General features: G+C 70.6%; 15 protein-coding genes. 10 read left to right on the top strand and 5 right to left on the bottom strand.

The genetic code is table 11. The annotated features are described in order from the left end of the window. Positions 1-43 precede the first annotated feature (43 nt). Positions 44-1372 carry a M16 family metallopeptidase gene (locus tag LPC04_RS08815; RefSeq protein ID WP_275681801.1) on the top strand — a complete coding sequence of 443 codons (1329 nt, stop codon included), beginning with the start codon at positions 44-46 and terminating at the stop codon, positions 1370-1372. 28 nt (positions 1373-1400) lie between these two features. After that, positions 1401-1898, top strand: a complete 498-nt coding sequence (locus LPC04_RS08810; RefSeq protein ID WP_275681800.1) for a hypothetical protein — start codon at positions 1401-1403, stop codon at positions 1896-1898. Positions 1899-1903: 5 nt separating this feature from the next. On the opposite strand, the gene LPC04_RS08805 is transcribed toward LPC04_RS08810, so the two are convergent. From LPC04_RS08805 to LPC04_RS08795, 3 genes are read right to left on the bottom strand one after another with little or no spacing between them, the layout of a single operon-like run. Next, complete coding sequence (locus tag LPC04_RS08805) at positions 1904-2668, bottom strand: ABC transporter permease (RefSeq protein ID WP_275681799.1); 765 nt, start codon at positions 2666-2668, stop codon at positions 1904-1906. Next, positions 2665-3444, bottom strand: a complete 780-nt coding sequence (locus tag LPC04_RS08800) for an ABC transporter ATP-binding protein (RefSeq protein WP_275681798.1) — start codon at positions 3442-3444, stop codon at positions 2665-2667. Before LPC04_RS08800 ends, LPC04_RS08805 begins: the two co-directional genes overlap by 4 nt. A 19-nt stretch (positions 3445-3463) precedes the next feature. Beyond that, a complete protein-coding gene (locus tag LPC04_RS08795; RefSeq protein WP_275681797.1) occupies positions 3464-7024 on the bottom strand; it encodes an indolepyruvate ferredoxin oxidoreductase family protein in 3561 nt (1186 codons plus the stop codon). A gap of 219 nt (positions 7025-7243) precedes the next feature. On the opposite strand from LPC04_RS08795, the gene LPC04_RS08790 reads away from it, so the two are divergent. From LPC04_RS08790 to LPC04_RS08775, 4 genes are all read left to right on the top strand, one after another. Then, on the top strand, positions 7244-7819 hold the full coding sequence (locus LPC04_RS08790; RefSeq protein ID WP_275681796.1) for an Lrp/AsnC family transcriptional regulator: 576 nt from the start codon (positions 7244-7246) through the stop codon (positions 7817-7819). 172 nt (positions 7820-7991) lie between these two features. After that, complete coding sequence (locus tag LPC04_RS08785) at positions 7992-9482, top strand: diguanylate cyclase domain-containing protein (protein ID WP_275681795.1); 1491 nt, start codon at positions 7992-7994, stop codon at positions 9480-9482. After that, the gene (locus LPC04_RS08780; protein ID WP_275681794.1) at positions 9479-10264 is read left to right on the top strand and encodes a hypothetical protein; all 786 of its coding nucleotides are present in this window, start codon (positions 9479-9481) and stop codon (positions 10262-10264) included. The genes LPC04_RS08785 and LPC04_RS08780 overlap by 4 nt, the downstream gene beginning before the upstream one ends. A 469-nt stretch (positions 10265-10733) precedes the next feature. Beyond that, positions 10734-11336, top strand: a complete 603-nt coding sequence (locus LPC04_RS08775; protein ID WP_275681793.1) for a PEP-CTERM sorting domain-containing protein — start codon at positions 10734-10736, stop codon at positions 11334-11336. Positions 11337-11417: 81 nt separating this feature from the next. On the opposite strand, the gene mltA is transcribed toward LPC04_RS08775, so the two are convergent. After that, positions 11418-12599: a murein transglycosylase A gene (gene mltA, locus LPC04_RS08770; RefSeq protein ID WP_275681792.1), complete on the bottom strand. Its 1182-nt coding sequence runs from the start codon at positions 12597-12599 to the stop codon at positions 11418-11420. Between mltA and LPC04_RS08765 the strand changes: the two genes are divergently transcribed. Beyond that, positions 12598-12723 carry a hypothetical protein gene (locus tag LPC04_RS08765; protein WP_275681791.1) on the top strand — a complete coding sequence of 42 codons (126 nt, stop codon included), beginning with the start codon at positions 12598-12600 and terminating at the stop codon, positions 12721-12723. The two genes, mltA and LPC04_RS08765, sit on opposite strands and share 2 nt — an antisense overlap. Here LPC04_RS08765 and apaG read toward each other — a convergent pair. Further along, positions 12720-13094, bottom strand: a complete 375-nt coding sequence (gene apaG, locus LPC04_RS08760; protein ID WP_275681790.1) for a Co2+/Mg2+ efflux protein ApaG — start codon at positions 13092-13094, stop codon at positions 12720-12722. The two genes, LPC04_RS08765 and apaG, sit on opposite strands and share 4 nt — an antisense overlap. 178 nt (positions 13095-13272) lie before the next feature. Between apaG and rpe the strand changes: the two genes are divergently transcribed. From rpe to egtD, 3 genes are all read left to right on the top strand, one after another. Then, the gene (rpe, locus tag LPC04_RS08755; RefSeq protein WP_275681789.1) at positions 13273-13956 is read left to right on the top strand and encodes a ribulose-phosphate 3-epimerase; all 684 of its coding nucleotides are present in this window, start codon (positions 13273-13275) and stop codon (positions 13954-13956) included. A gap of 320 nt (positions 13957-14276) precedes the next feature. After that, entirely contained in the window at positions 14277-15515 is a 1239-nt protein-coding gene (egtB, locus tag LPC04_RS08750) for an ergothioneine biosynthesis protein EgtB (RefSeq protein WP_275681788.1), read from the top strand. Beyond that, positions 15512-16543, top strand: a complete 1032-nt coding sequence (egtD, locus tag LPC04_RS08745) for an L-histidine N(alpha)-methyltransferase (RefSeq protein ID WP_275681787.1) — start codon at positions 15512-15514, stop codon at positions 16541-16543. The genes egtB and egtD overlap by 4 nt, the downstream gene beginning before the upstream one ends. Positions 16544-16567: the final 24 nt, after the last annotated feature.

The raw sequence follows: 16567 nt of genomic DNA, 5'->3' as shown, positions 1-16567 counted from the left end.
CCTGCGCGGAGGGCCGGCCGCGCCGGTCGCCGACAATGGGGGCATGCAATTTCCGGACAGCCAGGACACCCGCCTCACGACGCTCGCCAACGGCGTGCGTGTCGTCACCATCCACATGCCGTGGCTCGCCAGCGCGAGCGCCAGCGTGTTCGTGCGCACCGGCTCGGGCCACGAGAGCGCCCGCCTGAACGGCATCAGCCACGTCGTCGAGCACATGGCGTTCAAGGGCACGACCACGCGCGACGCCGCGAAGATCAACATCGACGCCGAACGCCTGGGCGCCGAGGTCAACGCGCACACCGACAAGGACCACACCGCCTACCACCTCAGCGGAATGGCGCGCGACGCCGTCGAATTCGTGCGCATGCTGGGCGACATCGTGCGCCGGCCCACGTTCCCGGCCGCCGAGCTCGAACGCGAGCGCCAGGTGATCCTGCAGGAATATCTCGAGGACGAGGAAGACCCGATGTCGACCGCGTTCCGCCAGTTCGACAAGCTCTGCTACGGCGCGCATCCGATGGCGCAGGCCGTGATCGGGACGCGCCGCAACATCGAGCGCTTCACGCGCGACGAGCTGCTGGCCTACGTCGGGCAGCAATACAGCGGCGCCAACGTCGTCGTCGGCGTGGCCGGCAACGTCGACCACGACGCCATCGTGCGCGAGGCCGAGGCCGCGTTCGGCGACATGCCCGCCGGCGGCGCGCACTCGATGGAGGCGCCGGCGTGGCTGGGCGGCGTCAAGGCCAACCGGCTGGCCGGCTGCAGCCAGAGCCACGTCGTGCTGGGCTATCCGATCGCCTCGATGAAGGACGACCAGCCCGCCGCCAGCGTGGCCGCCGCATTGTTCGGCGAGGGCATGAGCTCGCCGCTGATGAACGAGATCCGCGAGCGCCGCGGCCTCGTCTACTACGCCGCGTGCTCGGCCGACATCATGGAGGCCTGCGGGCAGTTCGTGATCGAGGCGTCGACCACGCCGGACAAGGTCGACGAGCTGCTGCGCGAGACGCACCGGCTGCTGCAGTCGCACGCCGCGTCGGTCGGCGCGATCGACCTCGAACGCGCCCGCAACCAGATCGCCGTGCGCCGGATGCGCGCGCAGGAGCGCCCGGTGCGCCGCGTGGAAGACGCCGCGCTGGACCTGTTCGTGCACGGCCGCGTGCGCTCGCCCGAGGAGCTGCGCGCGCGCGTCGAGGGCGTGTCGGCCGACCAGGTGCGCGAGGCCTTTGCGCGCATGCTTTCGGCGCCGCCGGTGCTGGCCATCGCGGGCAAGCTGGGCGCGCTGACGGGCGAGCGGCTGCGCGAACTCGTGTCGGCGCCGGCGCCCCGCGCGCGGGCGACGGCCCGCGCGCGGCGTGCGACCATCGTGCATTGATTTTGTCGGTCCACTGATCCGCCTTGCCATGCTGAACGTTTCCACTGAAGACATCCAGCGCGCCATCTCGCAACTGGGTGAGGGCGACCGGCGCGACCTGGAGATCGAGATCGCCATCGGCCGCTTCGCCAGCGACAAGATGACCGTGCGCCGCCTCGTCGACTGGATCCCCGAGGCCTTCGGCTACGTGTTGCTGCCCCACGTGGGCGACGTGACGCTGCCCACCACCTTCAGCGCGCGGGCCAGCGACGGCACCTGGAAGGACTTCCCGTTCGACCGCGAGCCGATCTTCGGCGAGACGGTCAAGATCGCGGCCGCGATCTACCGCGACGGCCCGCGCACCGTGTTCTCCAACGTCGCCAAGCGCAGCTCGATGGTCGGCGCGGCCAACAAGGCGCTCAACGATGGGCAGTCGCTCGCCGGGGCGACGATGTCGGGCCCGGCGATGATCGGCATCCCCGCCGAGATCTACGACGCCAAGACCAGGCCGGCGGCGACCTCGTTCTGGAAGAAGCTGGTGGGCTGAACGCGCTAGATGCGCTCGCTCTCGTGCCAGCGCTGCAGCAGCGCGCGACTCAGCGCGCCGGTCAGCAGGTAGAGCGCGACGCCGGTGCAGGCGACGAGCGTCAGCGCCGCGAACATCTTCGGAATCTCGGTGCGGAACGCCGACTCGAGGATGCGAGACGCCAGCCCCGTGTCGCGTCCCGCGGCCCCGGCCGCGAACTCGCCGCCCACCTCGCCGATCAGCGCGAGGCCGCCGGCGATGCGCAGGCCCGTCATGAACGACGGCAGCGCGGCGGGCACCAGCAGGTGGCGCAGCGTCTGCCAGCGGCTCGCGCGCTGCAGCGCGAACAGGTCGCGCAGGTTGGCGTCGACGCTGCGCAGGCCGGTCAGCGTGTTGGCGAGGATCGGGAAGAACGCGACGATCCAGGCGCAGACGATCACCGTCGCGAGCGGGCTGTCGGTCAGGATCATGATCAGCGGCGCGATCGCCACGATGGGCGTGACCTGCAGCACCACCGCGAACGGCGCCAGCGCGCGTTCGGCGGTGCGCGAGAGCGCGAACAGCGCGGCGATCAGCACGCCGCCGGCCATCGCGAGCGCCAGCGCGATCAGCGTGATGCGCACGGTGAACCACCAGCTCAGCGCCAGCGACGCGAAGTTGTCGGCCAGCGTGGTGGCGATCAGCGACGGCGCGGGCAGCAGGTAGGCCGGGATGTGCAGCGCGCGCACTGCGATCTCCCACGCGAGCAGGAACACCGCCACCGACAGCGCCGGCACGCCCGCGCGCGTCACGCGGGCGCCCCCACGGCGCTGGCGCGTTGCAGCGCGTCCGACACGCGCGCGCACAGCGCCGCGAACTGCGGCGTCGCGCGGAAGCCGGCGTCGCGTGGATACGGCACGTCGATCGCGATGTCGTCGACGACCCGGCCCGGCCGCGCCATCACCAGCACGCGCTGGCTGAGGAAGACCGCCTCGTAGACGCTGTGGGTGACGAAGACCGCCGTGGCCGGCGCGCCGCCGTCGCGCGGCTGGCACAGCGACAGCAGCGTCTGGTTCAACGCGAAGCGCGTGATCTCGTCGAGCGCGCCGAACGGCTCGTCCAGCAGCCACAGCCGCGGCGACGTGACCAGTGCGCGCGCCAGCGACGCACGCATCTTCATGCCGCCCGAGAGTTCGCGCGGCACGGCGCCGGCCGAATCGGCGAGGCCGACGGCGCGCAGCGCCGAATCGACACGCTCGCGCATCGCCGCCGCGCGTCCGCCGCGCAGCATCAGCGGCAGTTCCACGTTGCGGCGCACGCTGGCCCAGGGCATCAGCGCCGCGTCCTGGAAGACGTAGCCGGGCACCGCATCGGCCGGCAGGTTGCGCGCGATCGTGCCGGAGGTGGGCACGTCGAGTCCGCTGAGCAACCGCAGCACCGTGCTCTTGCCGCAGCCGGAGGCGCCGAGCAGGCTGACGAATTCGCCGTCCCCGACGGACAGGCTGACGTCCGCCAATGCGACGCGGCCGCCCGCGAATTCGCGGCGGACGTGGGTCAGCGAGAGCAGGGCGGTCGGCGGATTCGTCACCCGCCGACTGTATCCGCCGTCAGGCCGCCTTCGCCGCGCGGCCGACGCGCCAGGCGGCCAGCTGCGTGTCCCACTTCGCGCGCGCCTTCACGAGGTGCCGCTCCTTCACGTGGCCGTAGCCCTTGATCTCTTCCGGCAGCGAGGCCAGCGCGACGGCATCGCCCAGGCGATCGGCCGACAGTGACGCCAGCAGCTCGTCGACCAGCGCGCGGTAGTCGACGATCAGCGCGCGTTCCATCTTGCGTTCTTCCGTGTAGCCGAAGACGTCGAACGCGGTCCCGCGCAGGCCCTTGAACTTCGCGAGCACGCCGAACGCGCTCTTCATCCAGCCGCCGTAGGTCTTCTTGATCAGCTCGCCCTTGGCGTTCTTCGCGGCGAGCAGCGGCGGCGCGACGTGGTACTTGAGCTTGAAGCCGTCCTCGAACTGGTCGGCCAGCTTCGCAAGGAAAGCCGGGTCGGTGTGCAGCCGCGCGACCTCGTACTCGTCCTTGTAGGCCATCAGCTTGAACAGGTTGCGCGCGACCGCGTCGGTCAGGCGCGTGCCGCCCAGCGGGGCCTCGGCGGCCTTGACCCGGTCGACGACGGCCGCGTATTGCGCCGCGTACGCCGCGTTCTGGTAGCCGGTGAGGAAGTCGACACGGCGCTGCACGGTCTCGGCCAGCGACGGCTTCTTGACGAACTCGATCACCTTGGCCGCGACGAACTGCGCCTGCACCGACGCCAAGTCGTGCGCGCAACGACGGCCCCACTCGAACGCGGCCTTGTTCTTCTCGACCTGCACGCCGTTGAGCTCCATCGAGCGCATCAGCGCCTCGAGGCCGACCGGGATGCGGCCCTTCTGCCACGCGTAGCCCAGCATCAGCGGGTTGGTGAAGATGGAGTCGCCCAGCAACTGCACGGCGACCTTGTCGGCGTCGAATGCGCCCAGCAGGTCCTTGCCGACGGCGTTGGCGATCGCCGCCTCGCACTGGCCGCCCGGGAACTGCCAGCCCGGGTTGTTGACGAAGCTCGCGGTGGGCGAGTCGTGCGTGTTCAGCGCGACGTAGGTGCGGCCTTCGCGCATCACCGACAGCGTCACCGGGTTGGCCGTCACGATCGCCTCGCAGCCGATCACGACGTCCGCCTTGGCCGCGTCGACCTTGGTCGTGAGGATCGCTTCCTGCGTGTTGGCGATCTGGATGTGGCTCCAGGTCGCGCCGCCCTTCTGCGCGAGGCCGGCCGCGTCCTGCGTGATCACGCCCTTGCCTTCGAGGTGCGCCGCCATTCCCAGCAGCTGGCCGATGGTGATGACGCCGGTGCCGCCGATGCCGGCGACGACGATGCCCCAGGCCGACTCGGCGTTGGGCAGCGTCGGCATCGGGATCTCCGGGAGCGTCGCGGCCGTCTTCGATTTCGCCGGCGCGGGCTTCTTCAGCTTGCCCTCGACCGACACGAAGCTCGGGCAGAAGCCGTTTGCGCAGGAGAAGTCCTGGTTGCAGGTGTTCTGGTTGATGCGGCGCTTGCGGCCGAACTCGGTCTCGACCGGCTCGACCGACAGGCAGTTGCTCTGCACCGAGCAGTCGCCGCAGCCTTCGCATACCGTCTCGTTGACGACCACGCGGCGCGGGCTCTGCGCCATCGTGCCGCGCTTGCGGCGGCGGCGCTTCTCGGTGGCGCAGGTCTGGTCGTAGATGATGACGGTGACGCCCTCGACCTCTCGCAGCTCGCGCTGCAGCGCGTCGAGCTCGTCGCGGTGGTGCACGGTCGTGCCTTCGGCGAGCCTGACGCCGGAGTTGTAGCGCTCGGGCTCGTCGCTCACCACGAGGATGCGCTTGACGCCTTCGGCTTCGAGTTCGCGCGTGGTCGACGCCACGTCGATCTGGCCGTCCACCGGCTGCCCGCCGGTCATCGCGACGGCGCCGTTGAACAGGATCTTGTACGTGATGTTGACGTGCGAGGACAGCGACTGCCGGATCGCCAGCAGCCCCGAGTGGTAGTAGGTGCCGTCGCCGAGGTTGGCGAAGATGTGCTTCTCGGTGGTGAACGGCGCCTGGCCGACCCAGGGCACGCCCTCGCCGCCCATCTGCGTGAAGGTGGACGTCGAGCGGTCCATCCAGTTGACCATGTAGTGGCAGCCGATGCCCGCGACCGCCCGCGAGCCCTCGGGCACCTTGGTCGACGTGTTGTGCGGGCAGCCGGAGCAGAACCACGGCGTGCGGTCGCCGACGCCGGCGGCCGTGTCGGCCTTGAGCGCGGCCAGCGCGCGATCCTTGGCCTCGATGACGGCGATGCGCTCGTCCATGCGGCGCACGATGTCCTCGGGCACGCCCAGCTTCTTCAGGCGCTTGGCGACCGCCTTGGCGATGATGGCCGGCGTCAGGTCGGCCTTTGGACGCAGCAGCCAGTTGTCGCCCGGGTTCGGGTTGCTCCACTCGCCGCCGGACAGATCGCCCTCCTGCTCGTCGAACTTGCCCAGCACCGTCGGGCGCACGTCGTTGCGCCAGTTGTACAGCTGTTCCTTCAGCTGGTACTCGATCATCTGGCGCTTCTCCTCGACGACCAGGATCTCCTTGAGGCCTTGCGCGAAGTCGCGCGTGATCGTCGCCTCCAGCGGCCACACGACGTTGACCTTGTGGATGCGGATGCCCAGCGCGCGGCAGGTGTCGTCGTCGAGCCCGAGGTCGGCCAGCGCCTGGCGCAGGTCGTTGTAGGCCTTGCCGCTGGCGATCAGGCCGAACCGGTCGTTGGGCGTCGCGACGACGTTGTGGTTGAGCTTGTTCGCGCGCACGTAGGCGAGCGCCGCGTACCACTTGAAATCCATCAAGCGCGCTTCCTGCTCCAGCGGCGGATCCGGCCAGCGGATGTGCAGGCCGCCTTGCGGCATCACGAAGTCCTCGGGCAGCACGATGTTGACGCGGTGCGGGTCGACGTCGACCGTCGACGACGACTCGACCACTTCCTGGATCGTCTTCATCGACGTCCACACGCCCGAGAAGCGGCTCATCGCGAACGCGTGCAGCCCCATGTCGAGGATGTCCTGCACCGACGACGGGAAGAAGACCGGCATGCCGCAGGCCTTGAAGATGTGGTCGCTCTGGTGCGCGGCGGTCGAGCTCTTGGAGACGTGGTCGTCGCCGGCGATCGCGATCACGCCGCCGTGCGCCGAGGTGCCGGCCATGTTGGCGTGCTTGAACACGTCGGCGGTGCGGTCGACGCCCGGGCCCTTGCCGTACCAGAGGCCGAACACGCCGTCGAACTTGTTGGTCTGCGGATAGAGCGCGAGCTGCTGCGTGCCCCACACGGCCGTCGCGCCGAGTTCCTCGTTGACGCCCGGCTGGAACACGATGTTCTGCGCGGCCAGGTGCTTCTTGGCCGACCACAGCGCCTGGTCGTAGCCACCCAGCGGCGAGCCACGGTAGCCGCTGATGAAGCCGGCGGTGTTCAGGCCGGCCAGCGCGTCGCGCGTGCGCTGCAGCATCGGCAAGCGCACCAGCGCCTGCACGCCGCTCATGAACGCGCGGCCGGTGTCGAGCGCGTATTTGTCGTCCAGCGTCACCGTCTCGAGGGCTTTGCGGATGCTTTCGGGCAAGGGAGCGTTCATGGTCGCGTCTCCTGGGGTTCAGGACGTCAAGGGAATGAGGCGGGCGTTCGTCGCGAGGGACGGTGCGGGCTTGCCGGTGCGGCTTGTGGCCGGTTGGAAGCGGGGCAACGAACCCGTTCAGTGTAGGGAAAAGCCACAGCGATGTGCTTGCTTTATGCTTGTCCTGGGGCGCCTCGTGAGAAACAATGTTGCTGCACAAGCCACGTTGGAGAATCAGCCTTGCCGAGAAGCGAGAAGTCGGGAAAAGCGAGCGCCAAGACGCCGCGCGCGCCGTCGCCCCCGCGTGACGCGGACGCGCGCGAGGCGCGCGACGCCGGCGGCCTCGACCGCTACGACATCGCGCTGCTGGGCGAGCTGCAGCGCGACGCGCGCCAGTCCAACGCCGACCTCGCCGCACGCATCGGCTTGTCGCCCGCGCCCACCTGGCGCCGCGTGCGCCGGCTCGAGGAGCTGGGCATCATCACCGGCTACCGCGCCGAGATCGACCGCCGCAAGATCGGCCTGGGCGTGCTCGCCTTCGTGCGGGTGGACGCCGAGCGCGACAACGCCGACGCCACGCGCGTGCTGGAAGAGGCCATCCGCGGCCTGCCCGAGGTCATCTCGTGCCACTACATCAGCGGCGCGGGCACCTTCGAGCTGCAGGTGCTGGTCACCGACCTCGACGCCTACTCGCGCTGGACGATGGAGACGCTGTTCCGCCTGCCCAACGTGAAGGATCTGCACACCAGCTTCTCGCTCGGCGAGATCAAGGCGAGCGCGGCGCTCCCGCTGGGCCATCTCGGGACGAGCCGGTGATGCGGGCGCCGAACGGACGGGTTAGTCCCGAGCACGGACGAGTGATTTGCGATGAGCATCGCAGGAACGGAACTAATGGATCGGCAGCGATCCATCGCTACGATGGACGCGCAAACTTCGGACTTCCAATCGATTCGGGCACGCATTGAACCGTCGTGACGTCATCGCGCGAATGGGCACGGCCCTGGCGGGCCTTGCGGGCGCCAGCGTGGGCGTGCCGGCCATGGCCGATCCCGACGCGCTGCTGGACGCCGAGGAACAGGCCTGGGTCGCCAGGCACCCGGTGGTGCTGTTCGCGCCTGAGCGCGACTTCCCGCCGTTCAGCTTCGTCGACAGCCAGGGCCAGCATCGCGGGCTGTCCGCCGACGTGCTCGAGCTCGTGCAGCAGCACACCGGCCTGAAGTTCCAGCCCGTGGCCGCCGCCGACCGCTCCTCCAACATCGACCGCCTGAAGCGCCGCGAGGTCGACCTGCTGACGTCCCTGCGGCCCACCGCCGAACGCGAGCAGTTCATCGCCTTCACGAGTGCCTACGTCAGCTCGCCGGCCGTCGTCCTGCGCCGGCGCAACGACCACCGCTCCGGCGACCTGGCCAAGATGGGCGGCCAGCGCGTGGCCGTCGACCGCAACTCAGCGGCCGAGGACTTCGTGCACGGCACCTACCCGGACGTCATCACCGCGGAGGTCGATGCCGCCGCGCAGGGCCTGCGCGACGTCATCACCGGCGACGTCGACGCCTGCGCCGTCAACCTGGCCACGGCGTCGTTCATCATCGAGCGCGACCGCCTCGGCGGCCTGCACGTGGCGGGCGAGACGGGCTACTTCTCGACATTGACGCTGGGCTACCGCAAGGACTGGCCGATGCTCGGCCGCGTGCTGGAAAAGGGCCTGGCGCAGATCAACGACGCCGAGCGCGCCGCGATGATCGCGCGCTGGATCCCGCTGTCGGACATCGCCTGGTGGCAGCGACCCGAGGTGCAGCGCGTGCTGGGCGCCGCCGCCATCGGCACCGGCCTGCTGATGGGCGGCCTGCTGCTGTGGAACCGCGCGCTGCGCCGCGCCGTCGCCCAGCGCACCGATGCACTGCAGAAGGAACTGGCCGAGCGCCAGCGACTCGAGACGCGGCTGCGCACCCTGGCCGAGCACGATCCGCTCACCGGCCTGATGAACCGCGCCGCGCTGACCGAGGCGCTGCGGCGCTCGCTGGCGCTGGCCGCGCGCCAGAAGTGGTCGGTGGCCGTCGTCTTCGTCGACCTCGACAAGTTCAAGGCCGTCAACGATTCCATGGGCCACGCCGCCGGCGACGAGCTGCTGCGCCAGATCGCCTCGCGCCTGCAGGGCTGCCTGCGCGAGAGCGACCTGCTGGGCCGGCTGGGCGGCGACGAGTTCATCGTCGTGGCCGAGGCGCTGCACGACGGCCCGCGCAACGCGATCGAGCTCACCGACAAGCTGCTGATGCAGATGAAGCGGCCGTTCCTGATCGGCGACCAGTCGCTGGCCATGGGCTTTTCCGCCGGCATCGCGCTGTTCCCCGGCGACGGCGACACGCCCGAGGCGCTGATCGCCAACGCCGACGCGGCGATGTACCAGGCCAAGGAGCAGGGCCGCTTTCGCGCCGCGCTGTTCAAGGGCAGCACGCTGCCCGCGGTCGAGGATCCGACATGACGCGCACGGCGCTGTTCGTCGCGCTGTGGCTGGCGATGGCGGCCCGGCCCGGCGTCGCCGCCGAGTCGGTGGCGGCCGGCTTCCATCCTGCGGCGACCGCTTCGGGCGTCGCGTCCGCGCCTGCGCATCGCGTCACGCGCGCGGGCGCGAGCGTGCCGGCCGCGAACTTCGTCGTCGAATGGCGGCTGCAGCCGGCCGACGCGCGCCCCGCGCCGGGCGGCGGCTGGACGATCACCTCGGGCAGCGCGGCGACGGGCACCAGCGGCTTCGGCCCGGGTGCCGTCGTGGTCGGGACGGCGCGGCCCGTCGTCCCGCAATCGCTGCGGGTGGCCAACGGCAAGGAAGGCGCCATCCAGTTCGACCGCTCGGAGACGCACACGGTCTACGACATGGCCTTCACCGCCAACTCGAGCGCGAGCGCGAGCACGGGCGCCTCCACACAGGTGGTGGCGGGCGCGGCGTCCAGCGCCACGTCCGTCGGCGCGACGCGCTCGGCTTCGCGCTCGCACCAGGCCGAGGTGCAGAGCCACGAGGTCGTCGTCCACCGCGTCGACGGCCTGCGCGTGACGCCGCGCTGGACGCACGGCGACACCCTGGAGCTCGACATCGCGCTGACCCATGCCGCGCCGGTGGCGGTCTCGCGCAACGCCAGCCCCGACGCGCGGGCCGGCCGCGACATCGATTTCCACTCGACCGTGCAGGCCAGCTTCGACGAGTGGCTGACCGTCGCGAGCGTGGGCGACGGCGGCGACGAACTGCAGATCCGGGTCAGCTGGCGCTGACGTATTTGGCGCGTTTTCCGCCTCAGGCGTGATCTATGTCACCGGCCGGGCGCCTTAGGGAGGTCGCCGCGCCGCCAGACCCATTGACCCGTCCGCGCCCCTCGCGAATGATTCAACCCATGCTGCAAGGCTGATTGTGAGAGAGGGAAGCCGGCGACGATGTCTCGTTCGGCTCGTGGGGTAAAGCGCGTTGGCCCGGCTGGAGCGATTCCGGTCGGGCCCTTTCGCCTGGCGTCGTGCCGGCGCGCCGCTGACACCTGATTGACAGCTTTCGTGTGACCTATGTCACCGAGTCCGCTGCGGCGCAACAAATCCCCGGGTTTACCCGCATCAAGACGCCCAAGGCTGTGCGAACATGCCGCCCGGTGCGACGTAACTGTGTGTTACTTCCACCAGCCGGGGGGCCCAAGGGAGTGCTCCTCGTCCAGTCGCGCGGCACCTTCGTGCCCGGACCCAAGAGGGAAAGCAGATGATCAAGAACATTCTCGTCGCGGCCGCCTTCGGCGTTGCCGCATTCGGCGCGCAAGCCAACGAAATCGCCAATGGCGACTTCGAATCCAGCAGCAGCGCCACCGGCAGCTACTGCTACGGCAGCAACTGCACCGTCGCCGACTGGTCGGCGCCGCTGCTGATCGCCGCCAACAGCGGCCCGTGGGGCGACCCGTCGGCCACCGCCGGCGCGATCGGCCTGGGCAACTGGGTCGCCGGCATCCAGAACAACGGCGTGCTGTCCAGCGACTTCGACTTCGTCGCCGGCCACACCTACACGGTGACCTGGGACGACGCCGGCCGCAGCGGCTATTGGACGCACAGCTACGACGTGACCGCCGGCGGCGCGTCCTTCGCCGAGTACACGACGCTCGCGGGCCAGGCCTGGTCGGAGCACTCCGTGTCGTTCACCGCCAGCAGCGATGCCGCGCTGACGTTCGCCGGCGTCAACACCGTCGACGGCACCAGCTTCATCGACAACGTCACCGTCACGACCACCGCCGTGCCGGAACCGACGTCGCTGCTGATGATGGCCGCCGCCACGCTGGGCCTGCTGGCCTGGCGCCGCCGCACGCAGGCCTGAGCCGCGTGCAAGCATCCGGAGGCCCTGCGGTCTCCGGCAGGACGAAGGGCCGCGATCGCGGCCCTTTTTCATGGCGAAGCGTCAGGCCTTCGGCCAGAGGACCCACATGCGCAGCGGCTGCTTCATGCGCCCGGCCTGCGCCTCGGCGTCGTCGCCCCAGCCCCAGAAGAAGTCGGCGCGCACCGGGCCGACGATGGCCGTGCCGGTGTCCTGCGCCATCACGGCGCGTTGCAGGGCGCGGGCCGACAGCGGCTCGGTGGTGTCCAGCCAGACCGGCGTGCCCAGCGGGACGGACGCGGGATCGACCGCGATGGAGCGGCTGGGCGTCAGCGGCGCCCCCTGCGCGCCGCGCGGGCCCACGCGCGCGTCGGCCAGCGTCTCCTCGCGGAACCAGACCACGCGCGGATTGGCCCACAGCAGCTCCTGCAGCCGCTGCGGATTGCGCCGCACCCAGTCCTTGATCGTCGGCCACGAGGCCTCGGTCAGCTTGAGCTCGCCCTGGTCGACCAGCCAGCGGCCCACCGACCTGTAGGGCTGCTCGTTGTTGCCCGCGAAGGCGAGGCGGACGACGCGATCGCTGCCGTCGGGCTCGACGATGTGCAGGCGGCCCGAGCCCTGCACCTGCAGCACGAGGGCGTCGAGCGGGTCGGCAACCCAGGCGATCTCGCGGCCGCGCACGGAGGCCTGGGCCTCGGGCAGGGTGTCGATCTCCTGGCGCGTCCAGCTCGGCTTGTGCGGCACGAAACCGGCCGGCGGCCCCCACAGCGGGGTGCGGAACGCCCCCCCGGGCTTGCGGCGCGCCTCGATCAGCGGCTCGAAATAGCCGGTGGCCAGGCCGGTGGCCTCGCCCTCGGGCGACTCGAGCCGGAACACCTCGAGGCGCTGCTCCAGCCAGCGGCGCGCGTCGGCGTCGTCGCGCGGCGTGAAGCGCAGCGCCTCGCCGCACAGCGCGACCCAGCGCGGCGCCGGCAGCGTGCAGCCCTGGCGCAGCGCGGGCCACAGCTCCAGCGTGCGGTCATCGCGCCAGCCGGGCAGCGCGGCGAACGCCGTCGGCACCCAGCGCGCGTGCGGGTGCTCGGGCTCGCCCGCGAGCGGCGGCAAGGGCGGCAGCGGCTGCGCGGGCGTGGGCACGGGCGACGGTGGCGCGCCACTGCCGGGCGTGCGAGACTCGATCGGCGCGGGGACGTGCGGCCCGGTCGACGAGCAGGCCGCCAGCGTCCCTAGAATCGACACCACGGCAACGACTGCGAAACGGGATCTCATGGGCTGGATTGTGTTCGAGGCCATGCTCGCGCTCTGCGTGATGCTGGCGGTGGTGTGGTGGACGTTCCGCGGCCGCGCAGATCCTGACGCCGACGAGGCGGACAAGGACGCCGACAAGCCCTAATGCAGCGCCTGGGCGATGGCGAGCGGGAACGCTTCGATCGGCGTCTCGAAGGCCTCGGCCTCGTCCGTCATGCAGTAGAACTCGCCGCGCATGCTGCCGCGCGGCGTCGTGATGCGCGTCCAGCTCGTGTACTCGAACTGCTCGCCCGGCTTGAGCAGCGGCTGCTGGCCGACGACGCCGAGCCCGCGCACCTCCTCGACCTCGCCGCTGCCGTGGGTGATGACCCAGTGGCGGCCGATGACCTGCGCGGTCACCTCGCCGGTGTTGTGGATCGTGATCGTGTAGGCGAAGGCGTAGAGGTCTTCCTGCGCGGACGACTGGTCGGGCAGGAAGCGCGTGACGACGCTGCAGCGGAGTTCGGGACGTGGCATCGGCGCATTCTGAGGCAAAACGTCCGCCCCCTCGCTCCTCCCGTCGCTGCCCCCCGAGGGGGAGCCCGGATCGGCCCGGGTGCGACCCTCGCTGCCCGGGCCGCGATGAGCGACCGCGCGCGCCTCTCCCGCCAACCTTAAAATGACGCGTTCCGCCAGCCGTCCACGTCAGCCTCGCATGAAGCCCACCTACCGCATCGCCCCGTCCATCCTCTCCGCCGATTTCGCCCGTCTCGGCCAGGAGTTCACCGACGTGATCGCGGCCGGCGCCGACTGGATCCACTTCGACGTGATGGACAACCACTACGTGCCCAACCTGAGCTTCGGCCCGATGATCTGCCAGGCGCTCAGGAAGCACGCGGTGCGCGCCGACGGCACGCCGGTGCCCATCGACGTCCACCTGATGATCTCGCCGGTCGACGCGCTCGCCCAGCAGTTCGCCAAGGCCGGCGCCGACCTGATCAGCTTCCACCCCGACGCCAGCACGCACGTCGACCGCACCCTGCAGCTGATCAAGGCCGAGGGCTGCAAGGCCGGCCTCGTGTTCAACCCGGCCGCTTCCATCGACATCCTGGAATGGGTGATCGACAAGGTCGACCTGGTGCTCGTGATGAGCGTCAACCCGGGCTTCGGCGGCCAGAGCTTCATCCCGAGCGCGCTGCGCAAGATCGAGAAGCTGCGCAAGGTGATCGACGCCTCGGGCCGCGACATCCGCCTCGAGGTGGACGGCGGCATCAAGGCCGACAACATCCGCGCCGCCGCCGACGCCGGCGCCGACACCTTCGTGGCCGGCAGCGCGATCTTCGGCCAGAAGGACTACGCCCGGGCCATCGCCGAGATGCGCGAGGCGCTCGCGCGCTGAGGCCTCGCGCCGGGCCGCGTCGGGAGACGCCGGCCCCTCCTGCGATTCGATGTGGGTGCGCGCTCGCGTGACGCCGGCGTGCGCGGATGAGCGATGCGTCTGTAAGGTTTGCCGACCTTCGCACGACCAAGACGAATGTCTGGCTCCTTTCCATTGCAATGGCCCCTGCTGCCCCAATGGTTGAGCCATGGGGGTCGCGAGCACGGCTCGGCGTTTGCCCCTAGCATGGCCCTCCGGCTTTGTGGCCGGGGCGGCGCCCGTCAGCGCCGAATCTCCACAGCCTTCCCGCGGCTCCCGTCGCGCCTTTTTCCTCGATGACGATGACGCCTTCGATCGATGCCTATCGTCACGTGCGCGATGCCACGCTGCGCCTCGTCGACGGCCTGGGCGATGCCGACATGACGCCGCAGTCCGCGGAGTTCGCCAGCCCGGCCAAGTGGCACCTGGCGCACACCACGTGGTTCTTCGAGCAGTTCGTGCTCGCGGCGCACGGCACCGGCTACCGCCGCTTCGACGAGCGCTTCGGCTTCCTGTTCAACTCGTACTACAACGCCGTCGGCGCGCGCCACGAGCGGCCGCGGCGCGGCCTGCTCACGCGGCCGACGCTGCAGGACGTGCTGGCCTATCGCGCGCATGTCGACCACGCCATGGCCGACTTCCTCGGCGCGCGCGTGCCATCGGAGGTCGGCGACCTCGTCGAGCTCGGGCTGCATCACGAGCAGCAGCACCAGGAGCTGATCCTCACCGACCTGCTGCACCTGTTCGCGCAGAACCCGCTGCGTCCGGGCGTGCGCGCGACGCTGCCGGCCGTGCCGACCGACGCGTCGCCGGCGCCGGCGTGGATCGAGTTCGAGGGCGGCAACATCGAGGTCGGGCACGGCGGCCTCGGCTTCGCGTTCGACAACGAAGGGCCGCGCCACGTCGTCGCGCTGCGGTCGTTCCGGCTCGCGTCGCGTCCGGTCACCAACCGCGAGTGGCTCGCGTTCGTCGAGGCCGGCGGCTATGCGGATCCGCAGCTGTGGCTATCGGACGGCTGGGACACCGTGCAGGCGCAGCGCTGGCAGGCGCCGTTGTACTGGGAGACGGCGGACGATGGCACGCGCCTGCAGATGACGCTGGGCGGCCTGCTGCCGCTCGCGCTCGACGCGCCCGTGTCGCACGTCAGCTTCTTCGAGGCCGATGCCTATGCGCGCTGGGCCGGCAAGCGCCTGCCGACCGAGTTCGAGTGGGAGCTCGCCGCGCGCGACCTGCCCATCGAGGGCGGCTTCGTCGAGCAGGGCGCGGGGCGGCCGCGTCCGGCCTCGAGCGGCAGCGGCCTGTCGCAGATGTTCGGCGACGTCTGGGAGTGGACGGCCAGCCCCTACGTGGCCTACCCCGGCTTCCGCACCGCGCCCGGCGCGGTCGGCGAATACAACGGCAAGTTCATGAACGGCCAGTACGTGCTGCGCGGCGGCTCGTGCGCGTCGCCGCGCAGCCACCTGCGCGCCACCTATCGCAACTTCTTTCAACCCGGGCAGCGCTGGCAGTTCAGCGGCCTGCGCCTCGCGGAGGACGCATGAAGACAGACATCCAGTGGGCCGGCGACGCGCATGCGTCCGAACTGTCCACGCGCTACAACGTCACGCCGCTGACGCCGGCCTTCCGCGTCGACCCGCAATTCGAGGCCGACGTGCTCGAGGGGCTGGACGACGACCAGAAGCACATCCCCAGCATCTGGCTCTACGACCGCCGCGGCTCCGAGATCTTCGAGGAGATCACCGAGGTCGCCGAGTACTACCCGACGCGCACCGAGACGCGCCTGCTGGCCGGCCTCGCGCCGCAGCTCGAGAGCGAGATCGGCGGCGTGCACAGCCTCATCGAGATCGGCAGCGGTTCGAGCCGCAAGACGCGGCTGCTGCTCGCGGCGATGCACTCGCTCGCGCGCTACGTGCCGGTCGACATCTCCGCCGACTTCCTGCGCGACGCGGCCGCCGGCCTGGCCCGCGACTTCCCCGGCGTGGCGGTGCAGCCGGTGGTGGCCGACTTCACGGCGCCGTTCGCGCTCCCGGCGTCCGACGGCGCGACGCACGACAGCGCCGGCAACCTCGGCTTCTTCCCGGGCTCGACGATCGGCAACTTCACGCCGGATGCCGCCATCGACCTGATGACCCAGCTGGGCCGCACGCTGGGCCCGCGCTCGCGGCTGCTGATCGGCGTCGACACGACGCAGGATCCGGCGCTGCTGATCCCGGCCTACGACGACGCCGCCGGCGTCACCGCCGAGTTCAACCTCAACCTCCTCGATCGCATCAACCGCGAGCTCGACGGCGACTTCGACCGCCGCGACTTCCGCCACCTTGCCCGCCACGACCCGCAGCAGGGCCGCATCGAGATGCACCTGGTGAGCCAGCGCGCGCACGAGGTGCACGTGCGCGGACGCAGCTTCGCGTTCGCCGCGGGCGAGACGATCCACACCGAGAACTGCTACAAGTACTCGCCTTCGCAGTTCCTGCACATGGCGCATGCCGCGCACTGGCGCTGCGAGCGCTCGTGGCAGGACGGGGGGCGCACCGGCTTCACCGTCTACCTGCTGCGCCGCGACGCCTGATCGCGCTCGCGTATTAGCCCGCTA

The organism is Scleromatobacter humisilvae (assembly GCF_023231945.1).
GTDB lineage: Bacteria > Pseudomonadota > Gammaproteobacteria > Burkholderiales > Burkholderiaceae_C > Scleromatobacter > Scleromatobacter humisilvae.
Note: the sequence above shows the minus strand (reverse complement) of the source record. Positions and strands in the feature narration are given on the sequence as shown.

What these genes read in the sequence shown, in the direction of transcription:
- apaG (WP_275681790.1), bottom strand. Translation starts at nt 13,094, where the DNA reads ATGCCACGTCCCGAACTCCGCTGCAGCGTCGTCACGCGCTTCCTGCCC.
- LPC04_RS08795 (WP_275681797.1), bottom strand. Translation starts at nt 7,024, where the DNA reads ATGAACGCTCCCTTGCCCGAAAGCATCCGCAAAGCCCTCGAGACGGTG.
- LPC04_RS08810 (WP_275681800.1), top strand. Translation starts at nt 1,401, where the DNA reads ATGCTGAACGTTTCCACTGAAGACATCCAGCGCGCCATCTCGCAACTG.
- LPC04_RS08815 (WP_275681801.1), top strand. Translation starts at nt 44, where the DNA reads ATGCAATTTCCGGACAGCCAGGACACCCGCCTCACGACGCTCGCCAAC.
- egtB (WP_275681788.1), top strand. Translation starts at nt 14,277, where the DNA reads ATGACGCCTTCGATCGATGCCTATCGTCACGTGCGCGATGCCACGCTG.
- egtD (WP_275681787.1), top strand. Translation starts at nt 15,512, where the DNA reads ATGAAGACAGACATCCAGTGGGCCGGCGACGCGCATGCGTCCGAACTG.
- LPC04_RS08765 (WP_275681791.1), top strand. Translation starts at nt 12,598, where the DNA reads ATGGGCTGGATTGTGTTCGAGGCCATGCTCGCGCTCTGCGTGATGCTG.
- LPC04_RS08775 (WP_275681793.1), top strand. Translation starts at nt 10,734, where the DNA reads ATGATCAAGAACATTCTCGTCGCGGCCGCCTTCGGCGTTGCCGCATTC.
- rpe (WP_275681789.1), top strand. Translation starts at nt 13,273, where the DNA reads ATGAAGCCCACCTACCGCATCGCCCCGTCCATCCTCTCCGCCGATTTC.
- LPC04_RS08785 (WP_275681795.1), top strand. Translation starts at nt 7,992, where the DNA reads ATGGGCACGGCCCTGGCGGGCCTTGCGGGCGCCAGCGTGGGCGTGCCG.
- mltA (WP_275681792.1), bottom strand. Translation starts at nt 12,599, where the DNA reads ATGAGATCCCGTTTCGCAGTCGTTGCCGTGGTGTCGATTCTAGGGACG.
- LPC04_RS08780 (WP_275681794.1), top strand. Translation starts at nt 9,479, where the DNA reads ATGACGCGCACGGCGCTGTTCGTCGCGCTGTGGCTGGCGATGGCGGCC.